The following is a 12,947-nucleotide window of genomic DNA, read 5'->3' as shown; positions in this document are numbered from 1 at the left end:
GTTTTGCCTCCATACACACGCTTCTTTTTATGCATCAGGTAAACAATGGAAACGCGCTTAAAGGTTGCTGAACGTATCGCACAAGAGGCTTCACTTTTGGCTCTGGACTATTTCAGACAGCTGAGTGAATTAGAGGTCTGCGAAAAAAGGCCGCAGGATGTCTTCAGTGAAGCCGATCGGGAAGTGGAAAATCTGATCCGGCAGCGTCTGGGAGATCATTTCCCACAGGATCCTGTTATCGGTGAAGAGTATGGCGGTGAGCTCAGCGCCAGCTACTGGTCTGTTGATCCTATTGATGGGACCAGTAACTTCCTGCGCGGCTCGTCATTGTGGGGGATTTCTGTTGGCTATGTGCAGGATGGCGAGCCGGTTATGGGCGTGATCGTCCATCCCGTTTTAAACCTCATGCTGAGCGGCGGCAAAGAGAGAGGTGTTTATCTGAATGGTGAACCCTTTGAACGGCCTGTGATCGCCGGGGGGCTTAAAACCGTGGCGATTGGCGACAGTCCATCATGGGATTTCACCCATCAGCTCTGTATTGAAAAGGCCTATCGGGACGACGGCTGGAATGTTGTGCGCTATCGCTGTGCCACCGTCGGTTTAACCTTTAGCGTGCTGGGTTACGTCGACGGTTATCAGGAATGTTTTAGCAGCATGTGGGACGTTTCTGCGGGCTATGCCCTCTGTAAAGCGGCGGGACTGGATGCGCATCTTGCCGGCACACAGGAAAAAAGCAGCACACATGTGAGTGTCGGCACGCCCGAAATGAACCGCCTTTCTGCCCGGTTTATCCCTTATCCTCGATTTACGCCTGCCTGACCACGCATTGCCCCGGACTTACCTTATCACTGCATTTCAGGACAGCGTCTCCCCGCTGCCCTGCCCGCTGTGCGCGCTCTGCCAGAGCATCTTAACCCTCTGAACTTAATATTAATCATAACGCATTAAAATAATTAGCGCGTTAAACATACGATTTCAAATAAACCTTACATTAACCTGTTAAATATAGGTTTTAAAAACTTAATAAATTCTTAACCTCTCTGAAATTGCTTAAATTCACTACGCCTGATTATTATGCGCATCGCATTAATTAAGAAATCCCTGGCATTTTATGACGGAGCAGACCACGTGAACACGCTAGAAATCCACAATGCCATGCTGACATTTGACGATTTTGTCGCGCTGAACGGCATTTCACTGCAGGCCAAAAAAGGGCAATTTGTTTCCCTGCTTGGCCCCTCTGGCTGTGGCAAAACCACGCTGCTTAAAGTCATTGCCGGCTTTTACAGTCTTGATAGTGGCGAAGTACTGATCCACCAGCAGGACATGCATCATGTCAAACCTGAACATCGCGACACGGCGATGTGCTTTCAGTCCTATGCGCTTTTTCCTCACCTTTCCGTTGCTGAAAATATCGGTTTTGGCCTCAGGCAGATGAAGATGGCAAAAACGGATATTCACGATCGCGTAGCGCAGACCGCTGCTCAGGTATCACTCAATGCGCATTTGCCTAAACTGCCGGCGCAGTTATCCGGCGGTCAGCAGCAGCGCGTGGCGCTTGCCAGAGCGCTGGCCGTGCGTCCGGAAATCGTGTTGTTTGATGAGCCGCTGTCAAATCTGGATGCCAAATTACGGGACAAGGTACGACTGGAGATCAGACAGCTTCAGCGCTCCCATGGATTTACCGCCATTTATGTTACCCATGACCGTGCAGAAGCCCTGTCGATGTCTGACGTTGTGGTGGTCATGAATGCCGGAAAGATCGAACAAATCGGTACGCCGGATGAGATCTATTATTCCCCGATAAACCGCTTTGTCGCCGGTTTTGTCGGTCAGGCTAACGTGATGGAAGCCCGCGTACTGGACGGAGATAGCAGCAGCGGTATTTATCGTATTGCGTGTGTCATGGGCGAAATGGAAATACACAGTCACCAGCCGCCCGTCTCGGACAAGGTCTATACCTTCTGGCGTCCTGAGGATGCCCTGCTGAGCGAACAGGATACGGGGAAAAACACCCGGGCTTTTGAGATCGGTGCCGTGAGTTTTCTTGGCAATATTTCTGAACTCCAGGTTCATCCGATTGGGCATGAAGAAACAGACTATCAGTGGTGTATCCAGTTAGTCGGCAAAAACACCATACAGGAAGGTGATCGGGTTAACTTCTCCATTGCGCCAGACAGAATCCGTTTTTTACAGGAAAGCTGTTCATGAAAATGCGCAACCGCAACAGGCTTAGCTGGCTGCTGGTTTTGCCTGCCGTCGCGCCGGTCGTGCTGACGCTGGTGCTGATTGTCATCATGGCGCTGGCGCAGTCCGTTGGTCTGTTTAATTTTGGCGCGCCGGCGCATTTCACACTTCAGTACTGGCAAACCATCCTGAACGACAGTCAGCTTTGGCGCGCGACAGGCTATTCACTCAAAATTGGCGTCATCAGTGCCGTTCTGTCCGTCGCGCTGGCGCTCCCGCTGGCACTGTGGCTGAGAAAACCCTTTCCCGGCTCAATGCTGATGGGCGGTTTGCTTAAAGCCCCGCTGATGGTGCACGGACTGGTTGCCGCGCTGCTGTTTATCAATCTGATTTCCTGGCAGGGTTTTATTAACCTGGGCTTGCTCAAGCTGGGGATCATCTCTCACCCCATCAGGATGCAAAATGACCGCTGGGGAACGGGCGTGATTATTTTGCAGGTCTGGAAACAGCTTCCCTATGCGCTGCTGATTATTACCGGCAGCCTGCGCGCGATTGGTGACGAAATTTTTAATGCCGCGCGGGATTTGGGTGCCGGCAGAGCTGCCCGGCTGTTACAGATCATTCTGCCTTTATCTATCAAGTCCGTTCAGGTGTCGCTGGTGCTGATTTTCATCGGTGCATTAGGTGACTTTTCATTCCAGGTCGTTGCGGGGCCGACCAGCGTGTTCTCTCTTTCGCAATACATGCTGCGCTTCCCCGAAATCAGCGCCCAGGGCTGGAATCTTGCCGCGGTTGTCGCCGTGATTTTAATGCTGGCGGCTTTTGTCGGTGCAGTCGTGCTTGCCGCCCTGGCGAAGTGGCTACAACAAGCCGGAGAACAGCGATCATGAAAGCCAGAGAGACCTTATCCCCGCTGCGAATCGTCATGATGATCATTATCATCGCCCTGTTTATGCTGTGGCTGGTCATCCCCTTTATGTTGACTGTCCTGTGGTCACTGGTCGATAAAACCCATCCGTGGGCATGGCCAGATGCGCTGCCGCCGGTTGTCTCACTGGGCCGTTGGGTGGAAGTCTGGACCACGACCGCGTTACCGCAGGCGCTCAGGAACAGCTATTTACTGGCGGCAACCGTCTCCGTCTGCACGCTGGTGCTGTCTCTGCCTGCCGCGTGGGCGTTTGGCAGAATGTCGTTTACGGGCAAGCATTTTTTACAGAATGCGATCTTATTGCCGCTTATCGTTCCGGGCTTTGTCGTGGCACTGTTTTTTTCCATGTTGCTTAACGTGGCGGGCATTCACAGCCGGTTTGGCGGCATTTTGCTGGGGCATATTATTATCCTGATGCCTTATGCCGTGCGCATTCTCACCCTGTCGTGTTCGCAGATACGCCAGGACACGCTTGATGCGGCACGAGATATGGGCGCTTCGGTGATAAACCGTTTTTTAGTCGCCTGCCTGCCCACCATCAGGCCGGGAATATTTGCCGCACTAATTATTGTTTTTACGTTATCAATAGAAGAGTTCGCCATAAGTTTCATTGTTGGCTCACCCGATTTTATTACCGTCCCGGCCATTCTCTATTCTTATCTGGGTTATAACTTTATTCGACCCAATGCGGCGGTCATTTCTTTAATGCTGGTTGTGCCAAATGTCATTTTAATGCTGATTGCAGAAAAATTACTGACAAGAAATCCTGTCGCCGCCTTTGCAGGAAAAGGCTGACAGTCTTTAATTCGCGTTATTGGGGAAACATATGTTCAGATTCGTTGCTGCAATATTATTGCTGGCCGGGGCTTTCTGTAGCCAGGCTCAGGATTTAACTACGATGAACTGGGAACAGATTGTCGAACAGGCGAAAAAAGAAGGGGAATTAACCTGGTATCAATGGTATTACCAGGACCGTTTAAAAGAGCAGGTCAGCCTGTTTGAAAAACAGTACGGTATTAACGTTACCCTCTCTGAAGGCACACTACAGGGTAATATTAATAAACTCATGGCAGACCGGGGACGGGATACGGGTGACATTGATCTGTTTTCGATTGGCGGCGGGGCATTCGGGACCGTATCACCTCAGAAAACGTTTTTTGGCCCGATTAATACACTGCTGCCGGCAGGCAAAACCCTGAACTACACCATTGAGGGAACGGACAGTAAAGGCTATGGCGTGGCATTTTGGGGCAACCAGACCGGTCTGGCCTACGATTCGCGCCGCCTGAAAGAAAGTGAGTTACCGCGAACATTGCCGCAGATTACGGCCTTTCTGCAGCGTCATCGTCAGGAGTTTGGCTTCAACGTTGAAAACGGCGGATCCGGCCCGGCCTTTATTGAATCGGTGACGCGCACACGGGTACCGGGTTTTGATTTCACGAAAGGCGATGCGGATCTAAAAAGCCTGACGGCTCTGCAGCCGGCCTGGAACTGGTTCAAACAGCAGCGCCCCAACTACATCATTACGGCCTCCAACGCCGACAGCGTCACCCGGCTGGTCAGCGGTGAATTCCTGCTGGTCCCCGCCTGGGAAGATTATCTGGTGGGATTAGAAAACCACGGTGAAGTCCCGAAAACGATCCGGCTCTATATCCCCGATTTCGGCATGCCCGGCGGCGGAAATATGGTGGCGATACCTGTAAACGCCCCCCATAAAGCGGCAGCGTTGCTGTTTATCCACTGGCTGACGCTGCCCACCACCCAACGGCTGTTTCAGCAGGTTTATGGCATTACGCCTCAAAACAAAGACGTAAATCGTGATGCCGGACTGATTAACAGCAAAGAGCGTATCCATGGCACCCAGTTCATGCCTAAACCGCTGGGTGATGAAGTCAGAACCGAATTTTCTAACCAGGTTTTGCTCAGGTAGACCTGCGATATAACCCTAACAGAAGGTAACGCCAATAATGTCGACCCAAAAACACCCTGCACGTGTAGTGAACTCCCGTCTGATTGCCCATCGGGGAGCACCGCTACTGGCACCGGAAAACACGCTACCTTCGTTTCTGGCGGCGGTGGAACACGGCGCAACGTGGATAGAGGTGGATGTCAAACTCACCAAAGATATGCACCCGGTCATTATTCATGACGATTCCGTAAACAGGACAACGAATGGCAAAGGCTATGTGGCGAATCTGACCCTGGATGAGATCCGGTCGCTGGAGGCTGGCGTATGTTACGGCCACCTTTTCAGGGGCGTGAAAGTGCCTACACTGGCTGAAACAGTCGGCTTTGTACTGGATAAAGGCGTCGGGCTACAACTGGAAATCAAACCCACCTCCGGGCAGGAAGTGGAGACGGCGGAGATTGCGATCGCTCAGTTGAAATCACTGTGGCCAGCAAGCGAGAAGAAATTATTCATCAGCAGTTTTTCTGAGATTTCGCTGCAGGTTGCCGCACGGCTTATGCCTGACGTACCCCGCGGGCTGGCGGTTTGCGTCCCGCCGAAAGACCCCGCGGCGCTTCTCGCCAGAACAGGTTGCCAGATCCTGCATTTCCTGGGTGACTTCGCGACAGACGAAGACCTGGCGCGACTGGCCCGTTCAGGTATTGAATTCGCGATTGCCACGATCAATGACCCGGTTCTTGCCCGAAAATATATTGATGCGGGCGCGCAAACCGTATTAAGCGATATACCTGACTTAGCCTTTTAATAAAAAATCACCAGGAAATACGCTACCAGAATGTAATAACACCAGAGAAAGTCATTATAAAAAATGGCCATAACCTTTATGGCCGATATCACCATTTCATGATTTAGCGATTAAACAATACGAATGTGAGATTGAAATAAATACCGTCCTGAGCGGTAACCTCCTCATGCTTCAGCTAACTGAAAAGGGCAGATGATATGCACAATAAAATAAAAACAGCCGCGCCGTATGCAATGTTTTTTATGGTCTCATTCTCTGCATGCTCCGCTGGAATTTATAATAAAGATGGAAATAAGCTCGACCTGTACGGTAAAGTCGATGCGCGCCATGTTTTCTCAGATAATATTGCAGAAGATGGCGACAACTCTTATGCACGCCTGGGTTTTAAAGGTGAGACGCAAATTAATGATCAGCTTACCGGTTATGGTCAATGGGAATACAATTTCCAGCTGAATCACAGTGAAGGCGGTAGCGACGCGCAAACGGGGAATGCCACACGTTTAGGCTTTGCAGGTCTGAAAATGGTCGACTTCGGCTCGTTCGATTATGGCCGTAGCTTTGGGGTACTGTATACCGCCTCCGCCTATACGGATATGGCACCGGTCTACGGTTCCGGCACCATGACCACTAACGATAACTTCCTGTCAAAACGCTCAACCGGCCTCGCGACCTGGCACTCTCCGGAGTGGGGTGGATTAAATCTAACCCTGCAGTATCAAGGGAAAAATGACCGCGCAACCGCCAGACTGGCTAACGGGGATGGTTACGGTGCTGGCCTGACTTACAACATTACCGATGGACTGAGCATTGCGGCGGCAGGGATGAAAGCAAAACGGACGCTGACTCAGCAAGCTGACGGTCAGGGAGACGATGCCACCGCCTGGGTAACCTCTGCAAAATATGATGCCAGCCAGATCTATCTGGCCGCCATGTATGGCGAAGCCAGTGACGTTACGCCTTATGGACAGCTGGCACAGGTCGCTGACAAAACCCATAACGTTGAGGCAATTGCGCAGTACCAGTTCCTGAACGGTTTGCGCCCTTCAGTCGGTTTTGTCACGCAGCGTGGCGAAAACCTGCAGGGCGCAGGAAATTTTGCCGGGGGCAGTCAGACGATGCAGAAATATATTGCGGTGGGCACCTATTACTATTTCAACAAGAACATGCTGACCTACGTGGACTATCGCATTAACCTGCTGAAGGAAAACGACTTTACGCGTGCCACCGGCATTTCGACGAAAGACAGTATCGCTATGGGCCTGACCTATCAGTTTTAATCAGGCGGCCTCTGCCTGCACACAAGCTTTAACCTGTGTCGCTTCAATCCTGAAAATCGCTACTGTCGCGAGGCCGGCGAATGCCGGCTTTTTTTACGTCAGTCGCAAGGGGAAGGGTTACAGGGATGAGTCGTGCATGCCCAGGTATGCAACCTGACGGAGGTTTTCCAGCCACTTAACATACGCCTGATCCCATAACGCCGCGGGCGTGCCCGCCTTGCCAAGACCAAATCCATGTCCGCCTTTGCTGATTTGAATCAGCTCAACCGGCACGCGGTTGCGGCGACAGGTGTCGCGCATCAGCTCGGTGTTAAACGGATTTGAGGTGTGATCGTCCTCGGCCTGCGCCAGAAACGTGGGCGGATATTGCCGGGTGACATAGTTCTGCACTGACCAGTTCGCCTCATCCTGCGGCGTGGCATTTTTGCCGACCATCATCAGATGGGTATTAGTGTGCTGATAAGGCGCTTCCAGGGTAATAACCGGATAGATCAGGCCAACACTGTCGACTTTCGGCACCACTTCATCCAGCGGATCGATGGCCGGATACGATGCAAAATCTGGCCGCGCTGCCGCCAATCCCAGCAGATGTCCACCTGCCGAGAAGCCCAGTGCATGCACTTTGCGCTCAAAAGATCGTACCAGCCGGATGGCACGCTGCGCATCCTGCAGCGGTGCCAGCCGTCCCGCCTGCCACTTCTCATGCGGCAACCGGTAGCTGAGCACATAGGCGGTATAGCCACTGGCATTGAGCCAGCGCGCCACCGGCCAGGCTTCGCGGCCCATACCGATCCAGCGATAACCGCCGCCTGCAGCGATTAATACGGCTTCACCATTGGGGTTTTCCGGTTTAAAGCGCTGAATGGCCGGACTGACGATATTTGACCAGGAACCGGTGCTGTTAATATTTAACTGGCCGGATGGGCCGCCGCCGCCGGGCGGATCATCCGGCCAGAGGGGAATAATGTCATCGCGGGCAAATAATTTGCCGGTGGTCATGGAGAGCCCGAGCGCTCCCGTGCCGAGAATAAAGCGTCGACGCGTAATCATAATGCCTGTTGTGTGAAGCCCGAAATGTCAGCAAACCGTTGCGGTAGGCTAAAGAAGTATGAACAAATGCAAGTCTGGTGCACTGGCTGGCGATTATGTACGCAACAGCCCCTGAAAAGCCATAAAAAAACGCGCCCGGCAGGCGCGTTTTATTTCATTCCGTCTGGTTAATCTTCCTGCTGGAACTGCGCCATCACGGCCTGTTCACACTGCTGTTCGTTGACGCGCAGTTTGGCACGCTCATCGTCCCCCAGTTGCAGCCAGGCACTGGCCACTTCACGCGCAGACTCTTCGTCGAATTCGGGCTGATTCATTGCCGACGGTGACTGGCCGCCCGCCACGGTCGATTTCATCTGCTCAACGTAATGATCTGCAGTGGCGACCTTTTTCTCGCCGCTGACGATGTGGCATAACTGACTGGCGTAAACATTCTGCTCAGTGTCAGTGTCATCCGCCGCCAGCGCGCTGCCGGTGGCGAGGATACTCAGCAGCACTATCTGAGTTACTTTCATTCTTAACTCCTGTTCGTTCGGGTTAAACCTTGCGCTGAAGGGCTTCGAGGCGCTTCTGACGCCAGTTCAGCAGCGGCGTCACGGTGGTGCCGTGAACCACCACGCTGCAGACCACCAGCGTTAACGCCATATTGGTCATAATTTCCATCTGCGGGCCTTGCATCCCGTGCGTCCAGGCATAGGCGATGTAGTTCAGACTGCCAATCCCCCGGATGCCCAGCCAGCCAATCAGCAGGCGCTGCCCCAGCGGCAGTCCGGCTCGCATTGTTACCAGCCAGACGGCCAGCGGTCGCACCACCGCAAACAGCACCAGGCCAATCAGCACGCCGTAGATGTTCCAGTGCTGCGCCAGTGTGACGCCCAGCACCACCATCATGCCAGCCGCCAGTAAACGTTCAATAGTATCGCCAAAAGAGAGGGCGTCGCCTACTACAAACCCAATCGATTTGACCATATTCGTGCCGCCCTGATGCGCCAGACGCATGTTAGGATTCACCAGCGCCTCAGAGGGCAATATCCGCTCGTCGTCAGAGAGATCATCCGGCTGATGACGACGGAACACGCCCAGTTCTGCGCGGCGTAATCCCAGCCCGGCGGCAAAGGCTGCCAGGAAGCCGGAAGCACCCAGCCACTCCACCAGTGAATAACTCAGTGCTATCAGCGCCAGCGCCAGAAAATCATTGGGTGCGACATCGCCATTGGCATTGCGCAGTCGGGTCGCCAGCATGCCGATCAACTGCCCCAGGACAAAGCCGATGACAAGACCGCCGCCAATCGCCCAGAGCACTTCGACCGCGCCCCAGTGCGCCAGCATCGCGCCATTCAGGCTTTCGCCATTAAACAGCAGCAGCGCCAGCATCAGCAGTGGCAGCGCGGAGCCGTCGTTCATGCCCGCCTCGCTGGATATTGCCACGCGAAGTGAATCATCATCCTGTGCATCATTGACCGAGATTAAGCTCGCCAGAACCGGATCGGTCGGCGCGACAATCGCCCCAAACGCCAGCGCAATCGGCCAGTCTAATCCCACCAGGAAGTGTGCCAGTAGAGTCATTGCGGCGACGGTGAGCAGCATGGCGGGAAAGGCCAGCTTCAGCCCGGTGTGCCAGCAGTTGTTCTGCAGCGGCTGACGCAGCTTGAGACCGGTGATAAACAGCGAGGCTGCCATGGTGATTTCAGTGATGTGGGCCACGGCTTCGGAATGGGTAACGATATCAAGGTGGATAACATCAAATCCCCACGGGCCGCACAGCATACCCGCGATCAGAAACAGGCCAAATGAGGTAACTGGCCCCCGGTGAATCCAACCGGAAGCCAGCGACATCAGCAGCAGGAGGCCGCCCGTCGCTGCTGTCCAGGCTAAAAAGTTCATAACACTCCAGAATATTTCGGGTTTATGAATAAGCCTGGCACATTTTTTGACGGGCGAGGTGTCAGTTTTTCAGGTGACGACTGGCGAAGCGGACCGCGACAGCGGCTGCACCAGCTATGGTGGCGAGTGCAACCACGCCATTCCAGCCCCAGTGTGCCAGCGCCAGACTGCCCAGCGCCGCACCGGTCGCCATACCAATAAACACCACGGTAAACAGCAGGGCATTAAGGCGACTACGTGCTTCCGGGGCCAGGCCGTAGACCAGCGTCTGATGCGCCACCAGCGTGGCCTGTACGCCTAAATCAAAGCCGATAGTACAGACGACTATCAGCGCCAGCTGCGCCGGCATGGGCAGTAATGGCAGCAGGAACATCAGCGCAAAAGAGATCGTTACCAGCGCGGCACCCGCCTGCGTGACCCTTGCCGGACCAATGCGGTCAGCAAAACTGCCCGCCAGCGGTGCCGCCATGGCGCCCGCTGCACCGGCTAAACCAAAGGCTCCGGCAACGGCACTGTCCAGATGAAAGCGGTCGCTAAGCATTAATGCCAGTGTCGACCAGAAGGCGCTGAAGGCCACTGACAGCAGACCCTGAGCCAGCGCGGCCCGGCGCAGCGTCTGGTGGTGGCGCCACAGATGCACCAGCGACAGCAGCAGGCGCGGGTAGCTTACCGAGGTGCCTGGTGTGAAGCGCGGCAGCACACGCCACAGCGTCAGCGTAATCAGCAGCACCGCCAGCGCGGCAATCATATACATGGTGCGCCAGCCGAAATACTCCGCCACCACCCCACTGACCACCCGCGACAAGAGGATGCCGACCAGCAGCCCGGTCATCACCGTGCCGACCGTTTTACCCCGGCTGCGTTCCGGGGCCAGCGCCGCCGATGCAGGCACAATATCCTGCGCCACCGTAGCCGTCAGGCCGGTGATAAAACTGGCAATCAGCAGCGCGCTGAGCCCACCGGAAAAACCACACAGCAGCAGCGCTGCCACCAGCAGTAAGCCCTTGATAAAGATAATGGTGCGACGGTCATGACGATCGCCCAGTGGCGCCAGCAGCAGAATGCCCAGGGCATAGCCCGCCTGAGTCAGCATCGGCACCATACCGACTGCGCCAATGCCTGCGTTAAACTGTTTGCTGATGATATCCAGCATCGGCTGGCTGTAGTAAATCGACGCGACGCTGAGCCCGGCACCCGCAGCCAGGGTAAACACCAGCGGTGTGGAGAGCGATTCATTTTGAGTCTGGGTTGATATGGCTGACATGCTGTAATCCTCTTCATTTCGTACAACCATTAAAGCGCATCGCGGTTATACGCGGTAGACTGATATCAGGCAAAACCGTTATGCGTGGTACGTATGAACAATGCTAACAGCAGCGATCGCATCGACCTGATGCAGACCTTTATCCGTATCGTCGAGAGTGGCAGCTTATCGGCCGCCGCGGCCCAGCTGGGTACGACACAACCTACCGTCAGCCGTCGGCTGCAGACCCTTGAGCAGCGGCTGGGGCTGAAGCTGATCCTGCGCACCACGCATGCGCTGAAACTCACCGATGATGGTGAACGCTGCTACGCCCAGGCACGGCAGCTGCTGGCGACCTGGCATGCGCTGGAAGATGAGCTGACCGGCGCCAGTGCCGATCCGGTCGGTACACTGCGGGTTCGTGCCCCGCACGCCTTTGGTCAGGATCAGCTGATCGCCCCACTGGTGGACTATCTGCATCGCTATCCCCGGCTCAATATTGAGTGGATGCTGAACGATCGCACGCCCGACTTTATGGCCGAGAATGTCGACTGCGCCATTCAGGTCGGTGCGCCAACCGATCCCTCGGTGGTGGCGGTTCTGCTGGCCGAAGTGCCGCGCATTGTGGTGGCGGCCCCGCACCTGCTGGCACAGTATCCGCCCATAGCGCAGATTGAACAGCTGCGAGATCTGCCATGGCTGGCCCTCACCAGTTTTTACCGTAACGAAGTGGCATTGCAAAAGATTGACGATGGCCAGCCGGTGAATCTGGCGATTACGCCACGGCTGAGCAGTGACAGTTTATATGCGGTGCGCAAAGCGGCGCTGGCGGGCATGGGTGCGGCAATTGTCTCCTCCTGGGCGGTACAGGAAGATTTAGCCGATGGCGACCTGGTTCAGCTGGTGCCTGCGTGGCAGGCACCACCGCTGCCGGTGTGGCTGACTTATCCCTGGGCGAGTTACTACCCGGCCAGGCTGCAACACTTTTTTGCGATGATTAAAGAGGTGATGCCGCAACTGGCGGGCACGCGTCCGGCGTCGCAGCCAGCAGGTCGTTCAGGGAAAACAGATCGGCAGGGATAACGCAGGGGCCCGCGTCAGCGGGCCACCAGGGGGATACTTTACTTTTTATCGTAGCGCGACATTTTGTCCAGCCAGCCCATCACAAAGGCAGAGAGCACAAAGGTGAGGTGGATAATCACGTACCACATGAGTTTGTCGTTTTCGACATTACGCGCTTCCATGAACACCCGCAGCAGGTGAATCGACGAGATGGCAACGATGGAGGCAGCGACTTTGTTTTTCAGCGAGCCGGAGTCCATCTTGCCCAGCCAGCTCAGCTTCTCTTTGTCTTCGTCGATGTCGAGTTTAGAGATGAAGTTCTCATAACCCGACAGCATTACCATCACCAGCAGGCCGCCAACCAGCGTCATATCCACCAGTGAGAGCAGCAGAAGAATCAGATCGTTTTCCGCAATGCTGAAAATGTTGGGCAGCAGGTGGAAAATTTCCTGGAAAAATTTAATGGTCAGCGCCAGTAATCCCAGCGAAAGTCCAATGTAAACCGGAGCCAGCAACCAGCGCGATGCATACATCAGGTTTTCGGTAAAACGTTCCATACAATCCCACGAATAATCAAACAGGACCGGCAGTATAACTGATCCACT

At 54.5% G+C, this 12,947-nt stretch carries 13 protein-coding genes; 8 read left to right on the top strand and 5 right to left on the bottom strand.

From position 1 onward, the window contains the following. Window positions 1-45 precede the first annotated feature (45 nt). The 7 genes from NP77_RS18410 to NP77_RS18380 all read left to right on the top strand — a co-directional run bounded on the left by NP77_RS18410 (window position 46) and on the right by NP77_RS18380 (window position 7,106). Window positions 46-819: an inositol monophosphatase family protein gene (locus NP77_RS18410; RefSeq protein ID WP_008926320.1), complete on the top strand. Its 774-nt coding sequence runs from the start codon at window positions 46-48 to the stop codon at window positions 817-819. A 255-nt stretch (window positions 820-1,074) separates the two neighbouring features. Continuing rightward, on the top strand, window positions 1,075-2,211 hold the full coding sequence (locus NP77_RS18405; RefSeq protein WP_050556837.1) for an ABC transporter ATP-binding protein: 1,137 nt from the start codon (window positions 1,075-1,077) through the stop codon (window positions 2,209-2,211). Then, window positions 2,208-3,077 carry an ABC transporter permease gene (locus tag NP77_RS18400; RefSeq protein ID WP_008926322.1) on the top strand — a complete coding sequence of 290 codons (870 nt, stop codon included), beginning with the start codon at window positions 2,208-2,210 and terminating at the stop codon, window positions 3,075-3,077. Before NP77_RS18405 ends, NP77_RS18400 begins: the two co-directional genes overlap by 4 nt. Next, window positions 3,074-3,910, top strand: coding sequence for an ABC transporter permease (locus NP77_RS18395; RefSeq protein WP_039661154.1), 837 nt, complete (start codon window positions 3,074-3,076; stop codon window positions 3,908-3,910). Before NP77_RS18400 ends, NP77_RS18395 begins: the two co-directional genes overlap by 4 nt. Window positions 3,911-3,941: 31 nt before the next feature. Then, window positions 3,942-5,045 carry an extracellular solute-binding protein gene (locus NP77_RS18390; protein WP_033743318.1) on the top strand — a complete coding sequence of 368 codons (1,104 nt, stop codon included), beginning with the start codon at window positions 3,942-3,944 and terminating at the stop codon, window positions 5,043-5,045. A 37-nt stretch (window positions 5,046-5,082) separates the two neighbouring features. Continuing rightward, a complete protein-coding gene (locus tag NP77_RS18385) occupies window positions 5,083-5,829 on the top strand; it encodes a glycerophosphodiester phosphodiesterase family protein (protein WP_003852105.1) in 747 nt (248 codons plus the stop codon). A gap of 197 nt (window positions 5,830-6,026) precedes the next feature. Continuing rightward, window positions 6,027-7,106 (top strand): porin, encoded by a 1,080-nt coding sequence (locus NP77_RS18380; protein WP_052250662.1) that lies wholly within the window; start codon window positions 6,027-6,029, stop codon window positions 7,104-7,106. Between the two features lie 117 nt (window positions 7,107-7,223). Here the strand turns inward: NP77_RS18380 and NP77_RS18375 are convergent, their stop codons facing one another. The 4 genes from NP77_RS18375 to NP77_RS18360 all read right to left on the bottom strand — a co-directional run bounded on the left by NP77_RS18375 (window position 7,224) and on the right by NP77_RS18360 (window position 11,301). Next, window positions 7,224-8,156 (bottom strand): alpha/beta hydrolase, encoded by a 933-nt coding sequence (locus NP77_RS18375; RefSeq protein ID WP_003852102.1) that lies wholly within the window; start codon window positions 8,154-8,156, stop codon window positions 7,224-7,226. Between the two features lie 167 nt (window positions 8,157-8,323). After that, window positions 8,324-8,668: a hypothetical protein gene (locus NP77_RS18370; protein WP_008926325.1), complete on the bottom strand. Its 345-nt coding sequence runs from the start codon at window positions 8,666-8,668 to the stop codon at window positions 8,324-8,326. Window positions 8,669-8,690: 22 nt separating this feature from the next. Next, window positions 8,691-10,037 (bottom strand): sodium:proton antiporter, encoded by a 1,347-nt coding sequence (locus tag NP77_RS18365; RefSeq protein WP_003852099.1) that lies wholly within the window; start codon window positions 10,035-10,037, stop codon window positions 8,691-8,693. A 61-nt stretch (window positions 10,038-10,098) separates the two neighbouring features. Further along, window positions 10,099-11,301: an MFS transporter gene (locus tag NP77_RS18360; protein WP_008926326.1), complete on the bottom strand. Its 1,203-nt coding sequence runs from the start codon at window positions 11,299-11,301 to the stop codon at window positions 10,099-10,101. Window positions 11,302-11,394: 93 nt separating this feature from the next. Here NP77_RS18360 and NP77_RS18355 point away from each other — a divergent pair, with 93 nt between their 5' ends. Further along, a complete protein-coding gene (locus NP77_RS18355; protein WP_039661151.1) occupies window positions 11,395-12,363 on the top strand; it encodes a LysR family transcriptional regulator in 969 nt (322 codons plus the stop codon). A gap of 38 nt (window positions 12,364-12,401) precedes the next feature. On the opposite strand, the gene NP77_RS18350 is transcribed toward NP77_RS18355, so the two are convergent. Next, window positions 12,402-12,899, bottom strand: coding sequence for a TIGR00645 family protein (locus NP77_RS18350; protein ID WP_003852093.1), 498 nt, complete (start codon window positions 12,897-12,899; stop codon window positions 12,402-12,404). Window positions 12,900-12,947 lie beyond the last annotated feature (48 nt).

It is taken from the genome of Pantoea sp. MBLJ3 (genome assembly GCF_000816655.1).
Taxonomy (GTDB): domain Bacteria; phylum Pseudomonadota; class Gammaproteobacteria; order Enterobacterales; family Enterobacteriaceae; genus Pantoea; species Pantoea eucalypti.
Note: the sequence above shows the minus strand (reverse complement) of the source record. Positions and strands in the feature narration are given on the sequence as shown.

Excerpts from the sequence above, each read along its gene's own strand:
- NP77_RS18410 (WP_008926320.1), top strand. The coding sequence starts at position 46 with ATGGAAACGCGCTTAAAGGTTGCTGAACGTATCGCACAAGAGGCTTCA.
- NP77_RS18405 (WP_050556837.1), top strand. The coding sequence starts at position 1,075 with ATGCGCATCGCATTAATTAAGAAATCCCTGGCATTTTATGACGGAGCA.
- NP77_RS18400 (WP_008926322.1), top strand. The coding sequence starts at position 2,208 with ATGAAAATGCGCAACCGCAACAGGCTTAGCTGGCTGCTGGTTTTGCCT.
- NP77_RS18395 (WP_039661154.1), top strand. The coding sequence starts at position 3,074 with ATGAAAGCCAGAGAGACCTTATCCCCGCTGCGAATCGTCATGATGATC.
- NP77_RS18390 (WP_033743318.1), top strand. The coding sequence starts at position 3,942 with ATGTTCAGATTCGTTGCTGCAATATTATTGCTGGCCGGGGCTTTCTGT.
- NP77_RS18385 (WP_003852105.1), top strand. The coding sequence starts at position 5,083 with ATGTCGACCCAAAAACACCCTGCACGTGTAGTGAACTCCCGTCTGATT.
- NP77_RS18380 (WP_052250662.1), top strand. The coding sequence starts at position 6,027 with ATGCACAATAAAATAAAAACAGCCGCGCCGTATGCAATGTTTTTTATG.
- NP77_RS18375 (WP_003852102.1), bottom strand. The coding sequence starts at position 8,156 with ATGATTACGCGTCGACGCTTTATTCTCGGCACGGGAGCGCTCGGGCTC.
- NP77_RS18370 (WP_008926325.1), bottom strand. The coding sequence starts at position 8,668 with ATGAAAGTAACTCAGATAGTGCTGCTGAGTATCCTCGCCACCGGCAGC.
- NP77_RS18365 (WP_003852099.1), bottom strand. The coding sequence starts at position 10,037 with ATGAACTTTTTAGCCTGGACAGCAGCGACGGGCGGCCTCCTGCTGCTG.
- NP77_RS18360 (WP_008926326.1), bottom strand. The coding sequence starts at position 11,301 with ATGTCAGCCATATCAACCCAGACTCAAAATGAATCGCTCTCCACACCG.
- NP77_RS18355 (WP_039661151.1), top strand. The coding sequence starts at position 11,395 with ATGAACAATGCTAACAGCAGCGATCGCATCGACCTGATGCAGACCTTT.
- NP77_RS18350 (WP_003852093.1), bottom strand. The coding sequence starts at position 12,899 with ATGGAACGTTTTACCGAAAACCTGATGTATGCATCGCGCTGGTTGCTG.